This is a genomic window from Janthinobacterium sp. GMG1, from assembly GCF_034427795.1.
Classification (GTDB): Bacteria; Pseudomonadota; Gammaproteobacteria; order Burkholderiales; family Burkholderiaceae_D; genus Janthinobacterium.
In genome coordinates, this window is record NZ_JAXQNT010000002.1 from 348,656 (window position 1) to 366,388 (window position 17,733).

21 protein-coding genes and 1 tRNA gene are annotated in these 17,733 nt (G+C 62.5%); 10 read left to right on the forward strand and 12 right to left on the reverse strand.

Annotated elements, in window-relative coordinates:
- Positions 1 to 3: 3 nt before the first annotated feature.
- The 5 genes from SJI03_RS06560 to SJI03_RS06580 are packed head-to-tail and all read left to right on the forward strand — an operon-like array spanning position 4 to position 5,595.
- Positions 4 to 1,173: an AAA family ATPase gene (locus SJI03_RS06560; protein ID WP_099377836.1), complete on the forward strand. Its 1,170-nt coding sequence runs from the start codon at positions 4 to 6 to the stop codon at positions 1,171 to 1,173.
- Between the two features lie 49 nt (positions 1,174 to 1,222).
- A complete protein-coding gene (locus SJI03_RS06565; protein ID WP_199534321.1) occupies positions 1,223 to 2,569 on the forward strand; it encodes a CpaF family protein in 1,347 nt (448 codons plus the stop codon).
- An 8-nt stretch (positions 2,570 to 2,577) separates the two neighbouring features.
- Complete coding sequence (locus SJI03_RS06570; RefSeq protein WP_322426615.1) at positions 2,578 to 3,555, forward strand: type II secretion system F family protein; 978 nt, start codon at positions 2,578 to 2,580, stop codon at positions 3,553 to 3,555.
- A 13-nt stretch (positions 3,556 to 3,568) separates the two neighbouring features.
- A complete protein-coding gene (locus SJI03_RS06575) occupies positions 3,569 to 4,507 on the forward strand; it encodes a type II secretion system F family protein (protein ID WP_322426616.1) in 939 nt (312 codons plus the stop codon).
- Between the two features lie 11 nt (positions 4,508 to 4,518).
- Positions 4,519 to 5,595 (forward strand): LytR C-terminal domain-containing protein, encoded by a 1,077-nt coding sequence (locus tag SJI03_RS06580; protein WP_322426617.1) that lies wholly within the window; start codon positions 4,519 to 4,521, stop codon positions 5,593 to 5,595.
- Between the two features lie 67 nt (positions 5,596 to 5,662).
- Here the strand turns inward: SJI03_RS06580 and SJI03_RS06585 are convergent, their stop codons facing one another.
- Together SJI03_RS06585 and SJI03_RS06590 are read right to left on the reverse strand one after the other, a co-directional pair.
- Complete coding sequence (locus SJI03_RS06585; RefSeq protein WP_322426618.1) at positions 5,663 to 6,649, reverse strand: EDSAP-1 family PEP-CTERM protein; 987 nt, start codon at positions 6,647 to 6,649, stop codon at positions 5,663 to 5,665.
- Between the two features lie 210 nt (positions 6,650 to 6,859).
- Positions 6,860 to 7,234, reverse strand: a complete 375-nt coding sequence (locus tag SJI03_RS06590) for a hypothetical protein (protein WP_322426619.1) — start codon at positions 7,232 to 7,234, stop codon at positions 6,860 to 6,862.
- Between the two features lie 159 nt (positions 7,235 to 7,393).
- Between SJI03_RS06590 and SJI03_RS06595 the strand changes: the two genes are divergently transcribed.
- Positions 7,394 to 7,705, forward strand: a complete 312-nt coding sequence (locus SJI03_RS06595) for a hypothetical protein (protein WP_322426620.1) — start codon at positions 7,394 to 7,396, stop codon at positions 7,703 to 7,705.
- 15 nt (positions 7,706 to 7,720) lie between these two features.
- Here the strand turns inward: SJI03_RS06595 and SJI03_RS06600 are convergent, their stop codons facing one another.
- The 7 genes from SJI03_RS06600 to petA form a co-directional block, all read right to left on the reverse strand.
- A complete protein-coding gene (locus SJI03_RS06600; protein ID WP_034753599.1) occupies positions 7,721 to 7,927 on the reverse strand; it encodes a dodecin in 207 nt (68 codons plus the stop codon).
- Positions 7,928 to 8,119: 192 nt separating this feature from the next.
- Positions 8,120 to 8,195 (reverse strand) — tRNA-Thr (locus SJI03_RS06605).
- 26 nt (positions 8,196 to 8,221) lie between these two features.
- A complete protein-coding gene (locus SJI03_RS06610) occupies positions 8,222 to 8,734 on the reverse strand; it encodes a ClpXP protease specificity-enhancing factor (protein ID WP_225243046.1) in 513 nt (170 codons plus the stop codon).
- A gap of 117 nt (positions 8,735 to 8,851) precedes the next feature.
- Positions 8,852 to 9,463, reverse strand: a complete 612-nt coding sequence (locus SJI03_RS06615) for a glutathione S-transferase N-terminal domain-containing protein (protein WP_010394154.1) — start codon at positions 9,461 to 9,463, stop codon at positions 8,852 to 8,854.
- 120 nt (positions 9,464 to 9,583) lie between these two features.
- Entirely contained in the window at positions 9,584 to 10,348 is a 765-nt protein-coding gene (locus SJI03_RS06620) for a cytochrome c1 (RefSeq protein WP_322426621.1), read from the reverse strand.
- 36 nt (positions 10,349 to 10,384) lie between these two features.
- Positions 10,385 to 11,797: a cytochrome b gene (locus SJI03_RS06625; protein ID WP_099377846.1), complete on the reverse strand. Its 1,413-nt coding sequence runs from the start codon at positions 11,795 to 11,797 to the stop codon at positions 10,385 to 10,387.
- 2 nt (positions 11,798 to 11,799) lie between these two features.
- Positions 11,800 to 12,408: a ubiquinol-cytochrome c reductase iron-sulfur subunit gene (gene petA / locus SJI03_RS06630; RefSeq protein ID WP_034783594.1), complete on the reverse strand. Its 609-nt coding sequence runs from the start codon at positions 12,406 to 12,408 to the stop codon at positions 11,800 to 11,802.
- Between the two features lie 413 nt (positions 12,409 to 12,821).
- Here petA and mscL point away from each other — a divergent pair, with 413 nt between their 5' ends.
- From mscL to SJI03_RS06650, 4 genes are read left to right on the forward strand one after another with little or no spacing between them, the layout of a single operon-like run.
- Positions 12,822 to 13,271, forward strand: coding sequence for a large conductance mechanosensitive channel protein MscL (gene mscL / locus SJI03_RS06635; RefSeq protein ID WP_099377847.1), 450 nt, complete (start codon positions 12,822 to 12,824; stop codon positions 13,269 to 13,271).
- A 39-nt stretch (positions 13,272 to 13,310) separates the two neighbouring features.
- Positions 13,311 to 14,471 carry a Do family serine endopeptidase gene (locus SJI03_RS06640; RefSeq protein WP_322426622.1) on the forward strand — a complete coding sequence of 387 codons (1,161 nt, stop codon included), beginning with the start codon at positions 13,311 to 13,313 and terminating at the stop codon, positions 14,469 to 14,471.
- Positions 14,472 to 14,492: 21 nt separating this feature from the next.
- A complete protein-coding gene (locus SJI03_RS06645) occupies positions 14,493 to 15,185 on the forward strand; it encodes a DUF2461 domain-containing protein (RefSeq protein WP_099377849.1) in 693 nt (230 codons plus the stop codon).
- Between the two features lie 15 nt (positions 15,186 to 15,200).
- Positions 15,201 to 15,545, forward strand: coding sequence for a hypothetical protein (locus tag SJI03_RS06650; RefSeq protein WP_233516124.1), 345 nt, complete (start codon positions 15,201 to 15,203; stop codon positions 15,543 to 15,545).
- Positions 15,546 to 15,558: 13 nt separating this feature from the next.
- Here SJI03_RS06650 and SJI03_RS06655 read toward each other — a convergent pair whose 3' ends face one another.
- The 3 genes from SJI03_RS06655 to secB all read right to left on the reverse strand — a co-directional run bounded on the left by SJI03_RS06655 (position 15,559) and on the right by secB (position 17,654).
- On the reverse strand, positions 15,559 to 16,599 hold the full coding sequence (locus tag SJI03_RS06655) for an NAD(P)H-dependent glycerol-3-phosphate dehydrogenase (RefSeq protein ID WP_322426623.1): 1,041 nt from the start codon (positions 16,597 to 16,599) through the stop codon (positions 15,559 to 15,561).
- 36 nt (positions 16,600 to 16,635) lie between these two features.
- Entirely contained in the window at positions 16,636 to 17,097 is a 462-nt protein-coding gene (locus tag SJI03_RS06660) for an SH3 domain-containing protein (RefSeq protein ID WP_322426624.1), read from the reverse strand.
- 83 nt (positions 17,098 to 17,180) lie between these two features.
- On the reverse strand, positions 17,181 to 17,654 hold the full coding sequence (secB, locus tag SJI03_RS06665; protein WP_034783580.1) for a protein-export chaperone SecB: 474 nt from the start codon (positions 17,652 to 17,654) through the stop codon (positions 17,181 to 17,183).
- Positions 17,655 to 17,733 lie beyond the last annotated feature (79 nt).

Here is a 17,733-nt window from a genome sequence, read left to right on the forward strand (position 1 = left end):
GGGATGAAAGCCTTGGTGATTACCCGCGACGCCAGCCTGCACGATGAAATCGCGGCGCAAGGCGCGGCCCGCATGCCCGTGCTGCGGCTGCTGGAGCGGCGCAGCGGCCTGCGCGACGCCGTCGAGCGCATGCTGCCCGAAGCGCCCGAGCTGGTGATCGTCGACGCCAGCGGCATCGATGCCGATGAAGCCGACCTGCTCGAGCGCCTGGCGCGCCAGTATCCGCTGGCCGTGCTGATGCTGCTCACGCGTGGCCAGCAGCAGGATGTGCTGATACGCGCCATGCGCGCCGGCATGCGTGAAGTGCTGCAACTGCCGCTGGTGCACAAGGCCTTCCACGAGGCGATGGATCGGGTCGATATCCAGGCCGGCGTGACGCAGATGCGCGACGGTAAAGTGCTCGCCTTCATTTCGTGCAAGGGCGGCAGCGGCGCCACTTTTCTATCGACGAATTTTTCCTACGCGCTGGCAAGCCTGGCCGGCTGCAAGGTGCTGCTGATCGACCTGCACGGCCAGTTCGGCGACGCCACCCTGTATGTCTCGGACCAGAAGCCGGCCATGACCTTGTCCGACATCTGCGCGCAGATCGCGCGCATGGATGGCGCCTTCCTCGCCTCGTGCCTGGTGCACGTGACGCCGAACTTCGGCGTGCTGGCGGCGGCCGACGACCCCGCGCACAAGATCGACATGCAGCCCGAGCACATGGACCGCATCCTGGCCGTGGCGCGCCAACACTACGATTACATCGTGCTCGACGTGGGGCGCCAGATTGATGCGCTGTCGCTGCGCGCGCTCGACAATGCCGACGCCATCTATCCGGTGCTGCAGCTGGCCTTGCCCGACATCCGCGACGGGCGCCGCCTGCTCGACATTTTCCGCTCGCTCGGCTATCCGGGCGAACGCCTGCGCCTGATCGTCAACCGCTATGAAAAGGGCGGCCGCCTGCGCCTGGCGGACCTGGAGCAGGCGCTGGGCGCGGAAGTGGTGCACACGGTGCCCAACGATTACATCGCCGCCACCGATTCCGTCAACCAAGGCATCCCGCTGCTGCAGCTGTCGCGCACCAGCGCCGTGGCGCGCAGCCTGGCCGAACTGGTGGAGCTGGTGACGGCGCGCCGCGTGACGGAAAGCCGCGGCCTGTTCGACCGCCTGTTCAGCCGCAGCGAGGCCTAGGACAGGATAGATGTCAAGGCTCCCGCCGGGAGCCATCATGGGAGCCGAGATGACTTTACGCGAACGCCTGGCGGCGAATGAAACGGTGCGCCCCGCCACGCATGGACAGGGCGCGCTGGCGCTGCACGCCTACCAGGAACTGAAAAAAACCATGCACCAGACGATACTCGACCGTATCGACCTGGAACGCTTGAAACGCCTGACGGCGGAGCAGTTCAAGCACGAGCTGGCGCTGCTGGTGCAGCGCGTGATCGAGGAAGAGCGCATCGTGCTGAACCAGCACGAGCGGCATAGCCTGGTGCTCGACATCCAGCACGAGATGCTGGGCTTTGGTCCGCTGGAACCGCTGCTGGCCGATGCCAGCGTGTCCGATATCCTCGTCAATACCTGCGACAAGGTTTACGTGGAGCGGGGCGGGCGGCTGCAGCTGACGGACGTGACCTTCCACGACAATGCGCACCTGATGAAGATCATCGAAAAGATCGTCTCGCGCGTGGGCCGGCGCGTCGACGAATCGAGCCCGATGGTCGACGCACGCCTGCCCGATGGATCGCGCGTGAATGCCATCATTCCGCCGCTGGCCGTCGATGGCCCGATCCTGTCGATCCGGCGCTTTGCCGTGCAGCCTTTGACGATCGCCAATCTGCTCGATTACAAAAGCCTGACGCCGCCCATGGTGCAGGTGCTGCAGGCGCTGGGGCAGGCCAAGGTGAATATCCTGATTTCGGGCGGCACGGGCAGCGGCAAGACGACCCTGCTCAACGTGCTGTCCGGCTTCATCCCCGGCAGCGAGCGCATCGTCACCATCGAGGATGCGGCCGAACTGGCGCTGCGCCAGCCGCACGTGGTGCGCCTGGAAACGCGTCCGCCGAATATCGAGGGCAAGGGTGAAGTGAGCCAGCGCGCGCTGGTGCGCAATGCGCTGCGCATGCGGCCCGACCGCATCATCCTGGGCGAGGTGCGCGGCGCCGAGGCGCTCGACATGCTGCAGGCGATGAACACGGGCCATGAAGGGTCGCTGGCGACCATCCACTCGAACACGGCGCGCGACGCGCTGGCGCGGCTGGAAAACATGGTCGGCATGGCCAGCGTGAACCTGACGCCGCGCGCCACGCGCCAGCAGATCTGTTCGGCCGTGACGGTGGTGATGCAAGTGTCGCGCCTGACGGACGGCGCGCGCAAGCTGGTCAGCCTGCAGGAGGTGACGGGCATGGAGGGCGACATCATCGCCATGCATGAAATCTTCCGCTTCGAGCAGACGGGCGTCGATGCCGCCGGCAAGGTGCTGGGTCACTTTTGCGCCACGGGCGTGCGGCCCCGTTTCACGGAACGCTTGCGCATGTTTGGCGCGCCCGTGCCAGACAGCGTCTTCGACCCCGACCGCATCTACGAATAGGAGGCAGCATGGACCTGGTCTTCTACGGCTTTGCCGTGCTGCTGTTCGCCGCCTGCATCCTGATGGTGGAAGGGGCCTGGCTGTGGTGGTCTGGCACGCATGGCAGCGCGGCGCGGCGCATCAACCGGCGCCTGCGGCTGATGGCGGCGCGCGGTGAGGCGGGCGGCGAGCGGGTCTCCATCCTCAAGCAACGCCGCTATGCGCGCACGCCCGGCCTCGAGCGCTGGCTGCGGCGCCTGCCGCAGGCGGCAAAGCTCGACCACCTGCTGCTGCAATCGGGCTTGTCCTGGTCGGTGGCGCAGTTCCTGGGCGGCGCGGGCGGCTTGCTGCTGCTGGCGCTGCTGTGGCTGGTCATCTGGCCCATGCCGCTGCCGGGTGCCTTGCTGCTGCTGGGCGTGGCCGGCGGCGGGCCGTGCATGGTCGTGCTGCGCGCGCGCGCGGCGCGGTTGAAAAAGATCGAGGTGCAATTGCCGGAAGCGGCCGATTTCCTGGCCCGCGCGCTGCGCGCCGGGCACTCGTTTTCGAATGTGCTGCAGATGGTCGGTGATGAACTCAATGAGCCGATCAGCGGCGAATTCAAGATGGCGCACGAAGAGATCAATTACGGCGTGCCGATGAACGAGGCGCTGCAAAACCTGGCCGCGCGCATTCCGCTGACGGACTTGCGCTACCTCGTCATCGCCGTGCTGGTGCAGCGCGAATCGGGCGGGAATCTGGCCGAGGTGCTGGTCAGCATCGCCCGCATCATCCGCGCCCGCTTGAAGCTGCTGGGGCAGGTGCGCGTGCTGTCGGCCGAGGGGCGCATGTCGGCCTGGGTGCTGGGGCTGATGCCGGTGGTGATGATAGGCGTCATGGCACTGGTCAACCCGCAATACATCCGCCTGCTGTGGACCGATCCCAGCGGCATCAAATTGCTGTGGTACGCGGCCGGCATGGTGGCGCTGGGTGTCGTGTGGATGCGCAACGTCATCCGTATCAGGATATAAAACAGGAGGTCGCATGAGCGGTGCACAACTGCTGTTTCTCGTGATCGTCTTTGCCGTGGTGGTGGCGCTGGCCCTGCTGGCATGGGTGATCTTCTTTCCCGGCACCTTGCGCCAGCGCCTGTTCGGTTCCATGGCGCCGGCCGCCAGCGAGGCGGTGGCCGACTCTGGCTGGGTGGAGCGCGTGGCGCGCGTGGCGCAGCCGTTCAGCAAGCTTTCTCTGCCGGAAGAGGGCTGGGAGCGCTCGCCGCTGCGCACGCGCTTCATGAACGCGGGCTGGCGCCAGGCCAGCGCGCCGGCCCTGTACTTTGCGGCGAAAACCGTGCTGGCCCTGCTGTTTCCCACCGTGCTGGGCCTGTACGCGGCCAGCGCCATGGCGGCGCAGTTGCGCAGCGTGCTGCTCTTGCTGCTGTGCGTCAGTGCCACCGTCGGTTACTACCTGCCAAACCTGGTGCTGGCCAGCACGGCCAAGCGGCGCCAGCGCGACATCTTTGAAAACATCCCCGATGCGCTCGACTTGCTGACCGTGTGCGTGGAAGCGGGCCTGAGCCTGGAGCGCGCGCTCGTCAAAGTGTCGGGCGAAATCCATATCAAGAGCGTGGTGCTGGCGCAGGAATTGCAACTGGTGCTGATGGAAATGCGCGCCGGCTTTTCCAAGGAAAAGGCGCTGCGCAACCTGGCCCTGCGCAGCGGCGTGGAAGACGTCGACACTCTGGTCGCCATGCTGATTCAATCGGAACGTTTCGGCACCAGCATGGGCGATTCGCTGCGCGTGCATTCGGAAAACCTGCGCGGCAAGCGCAGCCTGCTGGCCGAGGAGGCGGCAGCGAAGATCGCCCTGAAACTGCTGTTCCCGCTGATCTTTTGCGTCTTTCCCACCCTCATGCTGGTGCTCATGGGGCCGGCCGTGATCGAAGTCTATCGCGTGCTCGTGCCGGCCATGGCCAACCGCTGAAAGGAGCTATCATGCGCTTGACGATTTCCCGCCTGGCCGCCGCCTGCGCCTGCCTGGGCCTGGCCGCCTGCACCACGCAGCTGGCCCACGCGCCGCTGCCGCAGTGGCCTGACGCCGATGCCGCCTACGTGGCGGGGCGCCAGCATTTCGAGCGGGGCGACTTGCCTGCCGCGCAAGCGGCCTATGAACAGGCGTTGCGCGCCGCACCGCGCCATGTGAATGCGCGCAACGGCCTGGCCGTGCTGCATGCGCAGCGCGGTGAACACGATGCGGCGATCGCCCATTGGCTGGCCTTGACGCGGGAGGCCAGTCCGCCGCAGCCGCAGCAGGCGTATCTGTTCAGCAATCTCGGTCACGCCTATTCCCTGAGCGGGCGCGATGCGCAAGCGTTGACGGCGCTGGAACAGGCGTGTCTGCTCGACCCGCTCAATGCGCTGGCCTGGCAGCACCTGGCGCAAGTGCTGGAACGGCTGGGACAGCACGCGCGCGCCGTCGTCATGCGGCGCCAGGCGCAGAGCCTGCAGGAACATGACTTACGGCGCGACCTGGCCGTCTTGCGCAGCGAGGCGCCGCCGCAGGCTGTGCCCGTGGCCGCGCCGCTGCCGGATGCGCCTGCCATGGCGCGCATCGACATCACGCAAACCGACGGAATGGCGCGCTTGCAGCGCGTGCCGGTGGCCGCGCGCGGCGTGCTTGCTGCCATGGCGGAGCGGTCCATGCCGGCCGCTGCCGTGACCCGTCCGCGCCTGGAAATTGTGAACGGCAATGGCGTGCCCGGCCTGGCCGCAGCGCTGGCGCGCAGCCTGGCCGGTGCTCCCGTGCAGGTGGTGCGCTTGGCCAATGAAACCAGTTTCCAGGTGGCGCGCACGCGCGTCGAGTACCGGCCCGCGCAGGAGCAGGCGGCGCGTCAGCTGGCCCGCCAGCTGGGGCTGCAGGTACAAACCCAGGTGCAGACCCAGGCCGCCGATTGCCCCGCCAGCGAGCTGCGCTTGGTGCTGGGGCGCGACCTGAGCGATCCGGCCATGCTGCACCGCTATTATCTGCAGCAACTGCAGCTGGCGCGCCAGGCGCTGGCGCGGCTCGGTTAACACGTTCTTGCCTGCATAAAAAACGCGGCGCCTTTGCGGGTGCCGCGTGTTGTTGGCATGCCGGTGTCTAGCTTGGCCGGCGGCGGCGCGTAAAAGCCAGGCCAGCCAGTCCCGTGCCCAGCAGGAACAGCGTGCCTGGTTCGGGCACGACCAGGGGATCGATGACGACGATATCGGTGCGCGTGGATTTCGAAAAGTTCAAGGTATAGCTGCCGGCCGGCAGGGCGAAATTCGAGGTCAGGGAAAACATCGCAAAGCCATTCGTGAAGGCGCGCCCGCTGGCCGGGTCATTCGTGCCGGCCGTCATGTTCAGGCTGAACGGGTCGAGGCTGCCGGCGCCATGGTTGCCGTTGATGTCGCTGCCATTGTTGGCATCGCCATCGGGCGCGAACTGGAAGATCACGCCGTCGGCATTCGCTTTCGACAGGCAACCGACGGGACTGGCGCTGTTGCACGAGATATTGAAGATATCCATGATCGATACGTTCGACTTGTCGCCCATGGTCGTGACGTTGGCCAGTAGGTCGCGCCGTCCCATGAAGCTGAAGGTGATGAAGCCGGCGCTCGACAGGGTCAGGTTGACGGAGCCGGTGAGCGTGTCGCCGGCTGTGGAGGACGCCGCCCCCACCGTGTTGCGTTGCGCTTCCGACACGGCGCTGACGGTGGAACCGGCGGCAGTGAGCATGTTGCCGAAGGAATGCGCATCGCCGCGCGCGAATTCCAGCGCGGCGGTGGGCGCATAGTGGTTTTGCGGCGAGGCGCCGCAGCCGGCGCCGGAGCACACTTGCAGCACGTCGGCGTTGGCGGCCGGGCCCGTATTGACGGCGCGCGGATTGACGGCCACGCCGCCCTGAAAGAAGGCGCTGTCGCTGGCATTGCGATTGGCGCCGGCCAACGACAAGGTGCCGGCACTCGTGGTGATGCGGAAATTGTTTAATTCATTGACGGCCAGGCCGTACGCGCCGGCATGCACCTGGCCGCTGGCCAGCAGGCTCGCCGCCGCCAGTGCGCCCAGCCAGCCCAGGGTCTTGCTTCGTGTGTTATCGACGTTCATCGCAGCCTCTTATCGTGGTCAGTCTCGGAAAATCCGGGGGCAAGGAATCCAGTTCGACTTGCCTGGATTCATCTTGTAGACAGTGATAAGCAGCTTGCGTGCCACACAAAAAAAGCATATTGAATCAAACACTTGCGCAAAGCGGACTGAACTGGAGAGGGCAAAGTGTAAGAAAGGCCGACGCCGCTTGGCGGGTGGCGCCGGCCAGCCTCAGGTGCCCCGGTGATAGCCGAGGTGGCCGCCCGAATTGCGTGCGCAGCCGCAACCGATGCGCGCCACTTCCTCGCCTTCCGTCAATTTCCAGTTGGTAATCGTCGTGTGATTCCAGTCGATGTCGCTTTTCTTGACAGGTTTTACCGTCAAGATGCGTGCTTCCGCATCCGTGTACTCCATCAGCTCTTCGTCGTCGGCGATGTCGAAATGGCGGTGGATCAGGGAAATGCCGAAGCGGTCGAGTGCGCCATAGCGTTGCAGCACGTCGCGCAGTTCGCGAAAGCAGGCGAGATCGCCGGGCAGCAGCGGATCGACGGCAGAAATATCGGCGACGGGCTGCCATTGCATGGCGTGGATGTTCAGGCTGTGCATGATGTCCTCCTGTGCCCCTTGTATCAAGCCCAGGCTGCCAAAGGGGCCTGGCACGCCTGGTGACATGCCCATCGTGGCCGCAATGCCGCTGCGGTGCTTGCGCCAGATCAAAGGTGCGGCACATCGCCTCTCGCTGATCATTGCCCGGTAAAATAGGCCATGGCAAACAAAACCCCCATCTTCCCCGGCGCGCGCACGGGCCGCGGCCAGGTCCTGGCCGTGCTGCTGTCGAACCGCGACCAGTCCGGCGCCGAACCGCTGCAAGGCCGCGTCTCGTTGGCCGCTATCGTCAAGGCACTGAAACGCAAATACCACTGGCCGATTGAAACGCACAGTTTCCCCGCGAATACGCAGGACGGCCGCGCCAGCTGGGCGACCGTCTACAGCTTGCCGGAAAAGGTCATTGAGACCGCGCTGGACAGCGGCGGCCGGGAGTGGCTGGAGAGCCGGACAGTAGCCGGGCGGCGCTGAGCGCGCCGCAGTACGCTATTCGAGCCGGAAGCCGACCTTCAGCGTGACCTGGAAGTGCGCCACCTTGCCATCGACGATATGGCCCCGCGATTCCGTCACTTCATACCAATCCATGTGCTTGACCGTCAGCGCCGCCTTGGCAATGGCATCGCGTATCGCCTGATCGCTGCTCTCGGTCGATGTTCCCACCAGTTCGATCAGCTTGTAAGTATGTGCGGACATGATATTTCCCCAGGTAGGCAAGCCAGACATCGGGAGCCTGCTTTGCGCAAGCACATGCTCATCTTGCGCCTAAACGTGCTGATAGTCATTGCGCGGTGCAGCAATGCGCCACGGGAGTGGTTCGCGGAAGGGAGAAAAGAAAAAAGGGCTACCTGCCGAAGCATGTAACCCTTTGATTTCCTACTAAAATTCTGGTGCCGACTGCCGGTTTCGAACTGGCCACCTGATGATTACAAATCAACTGCTCTACCAAATGAGCTAAGTCGGCAAAAACTGCGCGTTGCGAATTATACGCTATTTAATGCGTGTCAGGGTCGGGCGGCCGCCTTTTTTTGGTGGCTCGTCGTCGCCGGGCGTGGCGTTGTCGCGTTGTTCGGGGGAACTGGTCGGCACGGACGACAGGGTCGGGGCGCTGGAGACCGGGGCGATCGCTGGCGGCGGGACGTCGGCGGAGGCCGGGCTGTCCGTCGGTTGCGCGTCGGGGTCATCGTTGCCCAACACAGGCTCGAAAGCCATGCCCTGGCCGTTTTCGTTGGCGTAGATGGCCATCACGTTGTCGACCGGTACGTAGATTTCGCGCGAGACGCCGCCAAAGCGGGCGTGGAAGCGGATGGCGTCGTTGTCCATCTTCAGGCCGCTGGTGGCGCCGAAGCTGATGTTGAGCACGATTTCGCCCTTTTTCACGTATTCCATCGGTACCGTGGTGCGCGAATCGACTTTGACCGCGAGATAAGGCGTGTAGCCGCTGTCGGTGCACCACTCGTAGATGGCGCGCAGCATATAAGGTTTGGTTGAGATTTCAGACATGGTAGACACTGTGAGGCGGGAGCGCCCCTGTCAATGACAGGGTGGCGCACCGGTAATTCAAAAGACTGGCTGCTGACGCAAGATGTCCCGGCAAGCGTGGCTTGCCGGGCATATCTTTTAGCGGCGCATAACTTTCTCGGATGGCGTCAGCGCTTCGATGTACGCAGGACGCGAGAAGATGCGTTCGGCGTATTTCATCAGCGGTGCTGCCGTCTTCGACAGTTCGATGCCGTAGTGGTCCAGGCGCCACAGCAGCGGCGCGACAGCCACGTCGAGCATCGAGAATTCGTCGCCCAGCATGTACTTGTTTTTCAGGAACAGCGGCGCCAGGGTCGTCAGGCGGTCGCGGATTTCCGCGCGTGCCTTGTCGTGGGCCTTGTCGTTGCTCTTGGCGCGTTCGCTTTCCAGCACGTGCACATGCACGAACAGTTCTTTTTCGAAATTGAACAGCATCAGGCGCGCGCGGGCACGCATCAGCGGATCGGCCGGCATCAGTTGCGGATGCGGGAAGCGCTCATCGATGTACTCGTTGATGATGTTCGATTCATACAGGATCAGTTCGCGCTCGACCAGGATAGGCACCTGGCCGTACGGATTCATGGTCGAAATGTCTTCCGGTTTGTTGAACAGGTCGACGTCGCGCACTTCGAAGTCCATGCCTTTTTCAAACAGGACCAGGCGGCAGCGTTGCGAAAATGGGCAGGTTGTACCCGAATAGAGAACCATCATTTTTTATAGTTCCTTAGAAACAAAGGGGGTGAAGCCGCGAACGGCTCACCCCAGGTCGCTTGTCCACTCATGCGGACAACGCAGAAACAGGCATAAACCGGCCTATGGCCGGCGCCTCACTTATTTGACTTCCTTCCAGAACGACGCGTTAAGGCGCCATGCCAGCAGAGCAAAGACCGACAGGAACAGCAGCACCCACACGCCCAGGCGCTTGCGTGTCTGCTGTGCCGGTTCGGCCATCCACTCCATGTAGCCGACCAGGTCGGCTACCGCATTGTCATACTCGATCTTGTTCAACGTACCTGGCTTGACCTGCTCGAAGCCGGCAAATTTGTGGATCTTCTTGCCAGCGTCGTGCGGATCATTCTCTTCCACGAACTTGGCAGACTGGACACCTTGCAATTCCCATAATACATGCGGCATGGCAACATTCGGCACGACCATGTTGTTCCAGCCGGTCGGACGAGTGTCGTCTTTATAGAACGTACGCAGGTAAGTATACAGGTAGTCGCCGCCTGTGCCAGCGGAAGATGATTTCGCGCGCGAAATTACCGACAAATCCGGCGGTACGACGCCAAAGAAAGCCTTGGCGTCCTGCGGTGCCAGGCTTGTCGTCATCAAGTCGCCGACTTTATCGCCGGAGAACAACAGATTCTGCTTGATCTGGTCTTCCGTCAAGCCCAGGTCGCGCAGCCGGTTGTAGCGCATCGACACGGCGGCGTGGCAATTCAAGCAATAGTTGACGAACAATTTGGCGCCATGTTGCAGCGCCGCCATGTTGGTCTGGCGGTCAGGAGCCTTGTCCAGCGGAAAGCCGCCTTCGCTGGCGAGAGCCATGGCAGGCACGAAGGCCAGGATGGCGAGCAGTTTTTTTGCAATCTTCATATGATGTATGTCCTTTGAGCGTGGCGTGAGAGCGGCTTAGTGCGGGTGAAACGTCACACGCGACGGCACGGTCTTGAACTTGCCCATTGCACTCCACCATGGCATCAACAGGAAGAAGCTGAAGTAAATCAGGGTGCACACTTGCGACACGATGGTTTTCGTATCCGTTGGCGCCTGGGTCCCCAGGTAGCCGAGGATCAGGAACGACAGGCCGAAGATGGCGTACACATATTTGTGCCAGGTCGGACGGTAGCGGATCGATTTCACGGGCGAATGGTCGAGCCATGGCAGGAAGGCCAGGATCACGACGGAACCGCCGAAGAACACCACGCCCCAGAATTTCGCGTCCAGCACCTGCGGCAGCATGCCGATGATGGCGACGATGGCGATGCCGGCGATGACCGACTTGACGATCGTCGACAGGCGCGACTTGAGCCAGATGAATACCACGTAGGCAGCCACGACACCCATCAGCACGTACATGAAGTCGGCCGTGGTGGCACGCAGCACCGAGTAGAACGGCGTGAAGTACCAGGTAGGCGCGATGTGCAGCGGGGTCTTCAGCGAATCGCCGGGCAGGAAGTTGTTGTATTCCAGGAAATAACCGCCCATTTCCGGCGCGAAGAAGACGACGGCGCTGAAAATGACGAGGAAGATCGACACGCCGAACAGGTCATGCACGGTGTAGTACGGATGCGAAGGAATCGAATCGACCGGGTGGCCATCGGCGCCCAGATTTTCTTTGACTTCGATGCCGTCCGGGTTGCTCGAACCGACTTCGTGCAGGGCGATCAAGTGCGCTGCAACCAAGCCCAGCAGTACCAGCGGGATGGCGATCACGTGGAAGGCGAAGAAGCGGTTCAGGGTCGCGTCGGAAACGACATAGTCGCCGCGGATCCACAGCGACAGGTCAGGGCCGATCAGCGGGATGGCGCCAAACAGGTTGACGATCACTTGGGCGCCCCAGTACGACATCTGGCCCCATGGCAACAGGTAGCCGAAGAACGCTTCGGCCATCAGGCACAGGAAGATGGCGAAACCGAACAGCCAGATCAGTTCACGTGGCTTGCGGTACGAGCCGTACAGCAGGCCGCGCGTCATGTGCAGGTAGACGATGATGAAGAAGGCCGAGGCGCCCGTCGAGTGCATGTAGCGCACCAGCCAGCCCCACGGTACTTCGCGCATGATGTACTCGACGGAATTGAAGGCCAGGGCCGCATCCGGTTTGTAGTGCATGGTCAGGAAGATGCCGGTGACGATCTGCAAGACCAGCACCAGCATGGCCAGCGAGCCGAAGATGTACCAGAAGTTGAAGTTTTTCGGGGCGTAGTACTTGCCCCATTGGTCGTTCCACAGCTTGGTCAGGGGAAAGCGGTCATCGACCCAGCCCAGTGCTTTTTCGGCGACGGGAGCGTCTGCCGGGAACTTCGTTTCTTTGAAAGCAGCCATGATCAAGCCTCGCCTTTCTCGTCTTTACCTATCAGCAATTTGGTGTCGCTCAGATACATATGACGCGGCACTTGCAGGTTGTCCGGCGCCGGCTTGTTCTTGAACACGCGGCCTGCCATGTCGAAGGTGGAGCCGTGGCAAGGGCACAGGAAGCCGCCTTCCCAGTCATCGGGCAGCGACGGTTGCGGGCCGGGGGTAAATTTCGAGGAAGGGGAGCAGCCAAGGTGGGTGCAGATGCCGACAGCGACGAGAATTTCAGGCTTGATCGAACGTGCCTCGTTCATGCAGTATTCAGGCGTGAATTCGGCGGGATTGCGTTGGGAATTGGCATCGGCGACCTTGCCATCGGTTTGTTTGAGCGACGCGATCATTTCCGGCGTGCGCTTGAGGATCCAGACCGGCTTGCCGCGCCATTCGACGGTGCGCATTTCGCCGGGTTGCAAGGTGGTGATGTCTACTTCGACCGGCGCGCCAGCCGCTTTCGCGCGCTCCGACGGCTGGAAGGTGCTTACCAAGGCTCCCGCGGTTGCCAATCCAACTACACTGCCCGCCGCGCACGTGGCGACGAGCAAGCCGCGACGGCCTGAATCGACCTGCTTTTCGTTACTCATGCAAACCCCAATCAGTCAAAATGCGAATCTTTATTATGAGTGGCAGCCGCGAAAAACCCGTCGCCGAAGCTCTTTCCCACTGATTGCCGCAACCCGCATCTTTGTACGGTAAAGTGGCAACATCCCTGCGGAACTTCGGACTATGGCGCAGCCCATGCCAGTTTCTTGTTGATTATCCGGAAGTGAAAAAGCCACTTCTGGCAACCGCAAATTATAAGTGAAGCAAACAACGAATAAAACAAAAACGTTGCTTGTACCATAATTTATATACTTTTGCAGGAGGTGGCTAGTTCTTTCGAACTAGATGCGCACGGCTGTGCCGGAATTGGTCTCGCCGGCAACCACAAGTTGGTGTACCCGGGAATCAATAGTATGATCGGCATGTTTTTTATACATATCCGAAGGAGAAATTCATGGCAATGATGAAAGAATTTAAAGAATTTGCAATGAAAGGCAACGTCGTCGATCTGGCGGTCGGTGTCATCATCGGCGGCGCCTTCGGCAAGATTGTCGATTCCCTGGTGCAAGATGTGATCATGCCACCCATCGGCCGCATTTTCGGCGGACTCGATTTCGCCAATTACTATCTGCCCCTGAATGGTCAAGCTACCACGATGACCCTGGTGGAAGCGAAAAAGGCGGGCGCCGTGCTGGCCTACGGTAATTTCCTCACCATTCTGCTCAATTTCGTCATTTTGGCCTTCATCATCTTCCAGATGGTGCGCCTGATGAACAAGGCCCGCCGCAGCGAACCGGTCGCGCCGGCAGTTGCACCGGCCACGCCGGAAGACATCGTGCTGCTGCGTGAAATCCGCGACTCCCTGCAGAAGAACGGACAGAATAGCAACGATCTGGCAAAATAAGTCGTTCCGGCACGGGCCGGCTGACCTGGGTGGAGTGCTATGCGACGATTCTGGTTATTGTTTGCGCAAACCGTGACGATCGCGTTGGCGCTGTACTTTGTGTACGGCGCGCTGCGCCCGGCCAGCCGGGTACAGCAACTGGGCTCTCCCAACAAGCCGGTGCCCGTGGTGGAAACGGCGTCCAGCAGCCTGGCGCCCGGTTCCTACCGCGACGCGGCGGCGCGCGCCATGCCCGCCGTCGTCAACATCCTCACCCTGCAAGTGCCCAAGCGCGGCGCCCATCCGCTGGCGCGCGATCCCTTCTTCAAACGTTTCTTCGGCGACCGCGACCCGGACGACGGGGATGACGACGACTTGAAAAACAGCCTCGGTTCGGGCGTCATCGTCAGCCATGAAGGCTATGTGCTGACCAACAACCACGTGGTCGAAGGCGCCGACGAAATCGAAGTCGTGCTCACGGATGGCCGCAAGGCGCCCGCCAAGATCGTCGGCCTGGACCCGGAAACGGACCTGGCCGTGATCAAGATCAACCTCGACAAGCTGCCTGTCATCGTGCTGGGCCAGTCGGAACTGGCGCGCGTGGGCGACGTGGTGCTGGCCATCGGCAACCCGTTCGGCGTGGGCCAGACGGTGACCATGGGCATCATCTCTGCACTGGGTCGCAACAACCTGCACATCAACAGCTTTGAAAACTTCATCCAGACGGATGCGGCCATCAACTTCGGCAACTCGGGCGGCGCCCTGGTCGACACGCGCGGCAATCTGATCGGCATCAATACGGCGATCTACTCGCAAAGCGGCGGCTCCGTCGGCATCGGCTTCGCCATTCCCGTCTCGACGGCCAAGACGGTGATGGAAGCCATCATCAAGGATGGCCACGTGGTGCGCGGCTGGATCGGCGTGGAAACGCAGGACATCACGCCCGAGCTGGCACAAAGCTTCGGCTTGCAGCGCACGAGCGGCGCCATCATCGCCGGCGTGGTGCGCAACGGCCCGGCCGACAAGGCGGGCATCGTGCCCGGCGACATCCTGCTGACGGTGGAAGGCAAGCCCGTCGGCGATACGACGGAAATGCTGAACCTGATCGCTCAACTGCCGCCCGGCGGAAAAGCTAAAATGACGGTGCTGCGCAAGAATCGCGAAGCGGCGCTCGACGTGATGGTGGGCAAGCGCCCCATCCCGAAAGAGCTTTCCAAATAGTTGCTGATCGGAATTTGACACATGCATGTGCGTGATTTGACCCAATTTTTACGTGAACTGAGCGACAACAACAACCGTCCCTGGTTTGTCATGAACAAGCCCCGTTACGACATCCTGCGCGAGGAATTCCTCGCGCTGGTCACCAGCCTGATCGGTGAGTTGGGCAAGTTCGACCCGGCCGTGAAGTACTGCAATCCGAAGAAGGCCTTGTTCCGCATCAACCGCGACGTGCGTTTTGCGCACGACAAGAGTCCGTACAAGACGCGCTTTTCGGCCGCCATCGCGCCGAACGACATGCGCCGTCCCAGCAAGGCGGGCGGCCCCACGTATTATCTGCAGATCGATGGCCAGGGCAATTTACTGTTCGGCGCCGGCGAATACATGCCGCCGCCGGGCCGCCTGAAGGCGCTGCGCGAGCATATGCTCAACGACGCGCCAGGCTTTTCCAAAGTGTTGAAAAATAAGCGTTTGAAGGCCCGTTTCGGCACCATCCAGAACGAGGGCAAGCTGCAGCGCCCGCCGAAGGGGTTTGACGCGGACGCCGAACATATCGAATTCATCAAGCTGAAGAGCTTTTTTGTCTGGACCGAAGTGCCGCTGCCCGTGAACGCGCCCGAGAAACTGCTGCCGACCCTGGCGGAAGGCTTGAAGGATGCGTGGCCGCTGGTCGAGTGGATGCGCGGCGCGAAAGAGCCGGAGGAAGTCACCGAGTAATTGCGGAAGGAGCACATGATGGCACTGGAGCACGCAAGTTCAGGACAGGTGATCGAGGTGCTGCGCAGGGACGGCGACGACCTGTCGCAGTTTTCCGCCATCGCGCTGGCCAAAACGGATGAGCTGGAATTGATCCGCATGTGCATGCCCAAAGGTAAGACCATGCCCGAGCATCACGTGCTCGGCGAAATCACCTTGCTGTGCCTGCAAGGGCAGGTGGCGGTGGAGGCGCATGGCGGCGTGCAGGTGCTGGGATCGGGGCAGATGCTGTACCTGCTCGGCGGCCAGGCGCACGCCCTGGAAGCGCGCGAAGACAGTCTGTTATTGCTCACCATACTCATGCACAAGGCGGGGCGCTAGCTTTCCGGGTGCTTCAAGCCGCCTCGGCGCGCGGATCGCGCGACAGCAGCTGCTGCACCATCACGTGCGGCAAGTCCCCATCGAACAGCACGCCGGCCACCGCGTTGGTGATCGGCATGTCGACGCCCATGCGGCGCGCCAGTTCGCGTACGGCCTTGGCGCAGGGCACGCCTTCGGCCACGTGACCGAGCTCAGCCACGATGGTGTCCAGCGCCTTGCCTTGCGCCAAACCCAGGCCGACGCGGCGGTTGCGCGACAGGTCGCCCGTGCACGTCAGAATCAAGTCGCCCATGCCCGTCAAGCCCATGAACGTTTCTGTCTGGCCACCCAGCGCCGTGCCCAGGCGCGTGATTTCCGCCAGGCCACGCGTGATCAGCGCGGCGCGCGCATTCAAGCCCAGGCCCAGGCCGTCGGCCACGCCGGTGGCGATCGCCAGCACGTTCTTGACGGCGCCACCCACTTCCACGCCCACCAGGTCGTCGCTCGCGTACACGCGGATGGTGCCGCCATGCAAGGCCGAGACGACGGCGCCGCGCAAGGCGGCATTGTGCGAAGCGATGGTCAGCGCGCACGGCAAGCCGCGCGCTACTTCCTGCGCGAACGAGGGGCCGGACAGGGCGCCGCCGGGAATCTTGTCGCCCAGCACTTCCTGCACGATCTGGTGCGGCAGCAAGCCCGTGCCGCCTTCAAAGCCTTTGCACAGCCACACCAGGTTGCCGATCGCCATGTCTTTCAGCTGATGCAGCATGGGCCGCAAGCCCGCCACAGGGCAGGCGGCGATCAGGAGGCCGTGTTCGCCGCTGGCATGCGCGACGGCGGCGTCGAAATCGGCGCTGATGCGCAGCTGCGGCGGTAAAGGGAAACCGGGCAAATAGCTGTTTTCACCGCTGGCGGCCATGGCGGCCATGGCCTCGCCGTTGCGGCCCCACAGCAGCACGTCATGACGGCCAGCCAGGGCCATGGCCACGGCCGTGCCCCAGGCGCCGGCGCCCAGGATGGTGATCTTGCGGGCGGCGGGAATACTATCGGGAGTGACTTCAGGAGAAACTTGCATGCAACCTCAACGGGGCAGGGGGAACGGACGCGGTGCTTACAGGCCCCACACTTCGCTGGTCTTGACGTAGCCGCTCTGGCCATCCTTGTGGCGCACCTTGACCCAGCCGGAGCTCTGCTGCTCGCTTATTTCCAGCAGCACGCCCTTGTCGACGAGGATGATGGGGGAGGCGGTGTCGTCGGGGCTGGCGCGAACCTTGAGGTTCGCGGCGCGCGCCACGACGTTGCGCTTGGCCGACAGGCCCTTGGCTTCCGTCCAGGCCATTTCGCCGCTGGCGTCGCGTACCTTGACCCATTCGCCGTAGCTGAGCACCACTTCCAGCGGCATGCCGCGTGGCGCCACGTACAGCTTGCCTCCCTTGGAGGATGGCGCGTCGTACAGGATCACGGGAGCGGCGCCCACCGTTTTGAAATCGACGGCGTGGCTGGCGGCGGTCGCCAGCAGCAGCACGGCGCCGGCCATCCAGCGGAACTTGCTCAAGAGCGCACTTTTCAACATGATATTTTTGAACCTTAACGAAACACGGCGGCCAGGCCGCCGTGTCAGGCCAGCCTTGACGGCTGGCGGGGTCTTGCAAGAGCTTAGTGCGTTTCGCTGGCTGCTGGAGCTGCGGCAGCGGCGTCAGCAATAGCTTGCAGACGTTGTTGGTAGAACACTTCGAAGTTGATCTCGGCCAGGTGCACTGGCGGGAAGCCGGCACGGGTGATCACGTCGGCGATGTTGGCGCGCAGGTAAGGGTAGATGATGTTCGGGCAGCCGATTCCCAGCAGTGGATCGAGTTGATCAGCAGGAATGTTGCGTGCTTCGAAGATACCGGCTTGCTTGCCTTCAACCAGGAAAGCGACTTTTTCGCCGACTTTGGCGGTGACGGTGATGGTCACGGTGGCTTCGAAGATGCCGTCGGCCAGAGGCGCAGCGCCCACGTCCAGTGCCACTTCGATGGCTGGTGCTTCTTGTTCCAGGAAAATAGCTGGGGAATTTGGTTGTTCCAGCGACATGTCTTTCAGGTAGACGCGTTGGATTTGGAAGACTGGTTGCAGATTTTCGTCAGACATGGAACGCTTTCGTTGTAAAGGACAAGAACGGCACACCGTTCAAATATGGTGCTTGCGGTATTCAAACCGCGCCGGATAG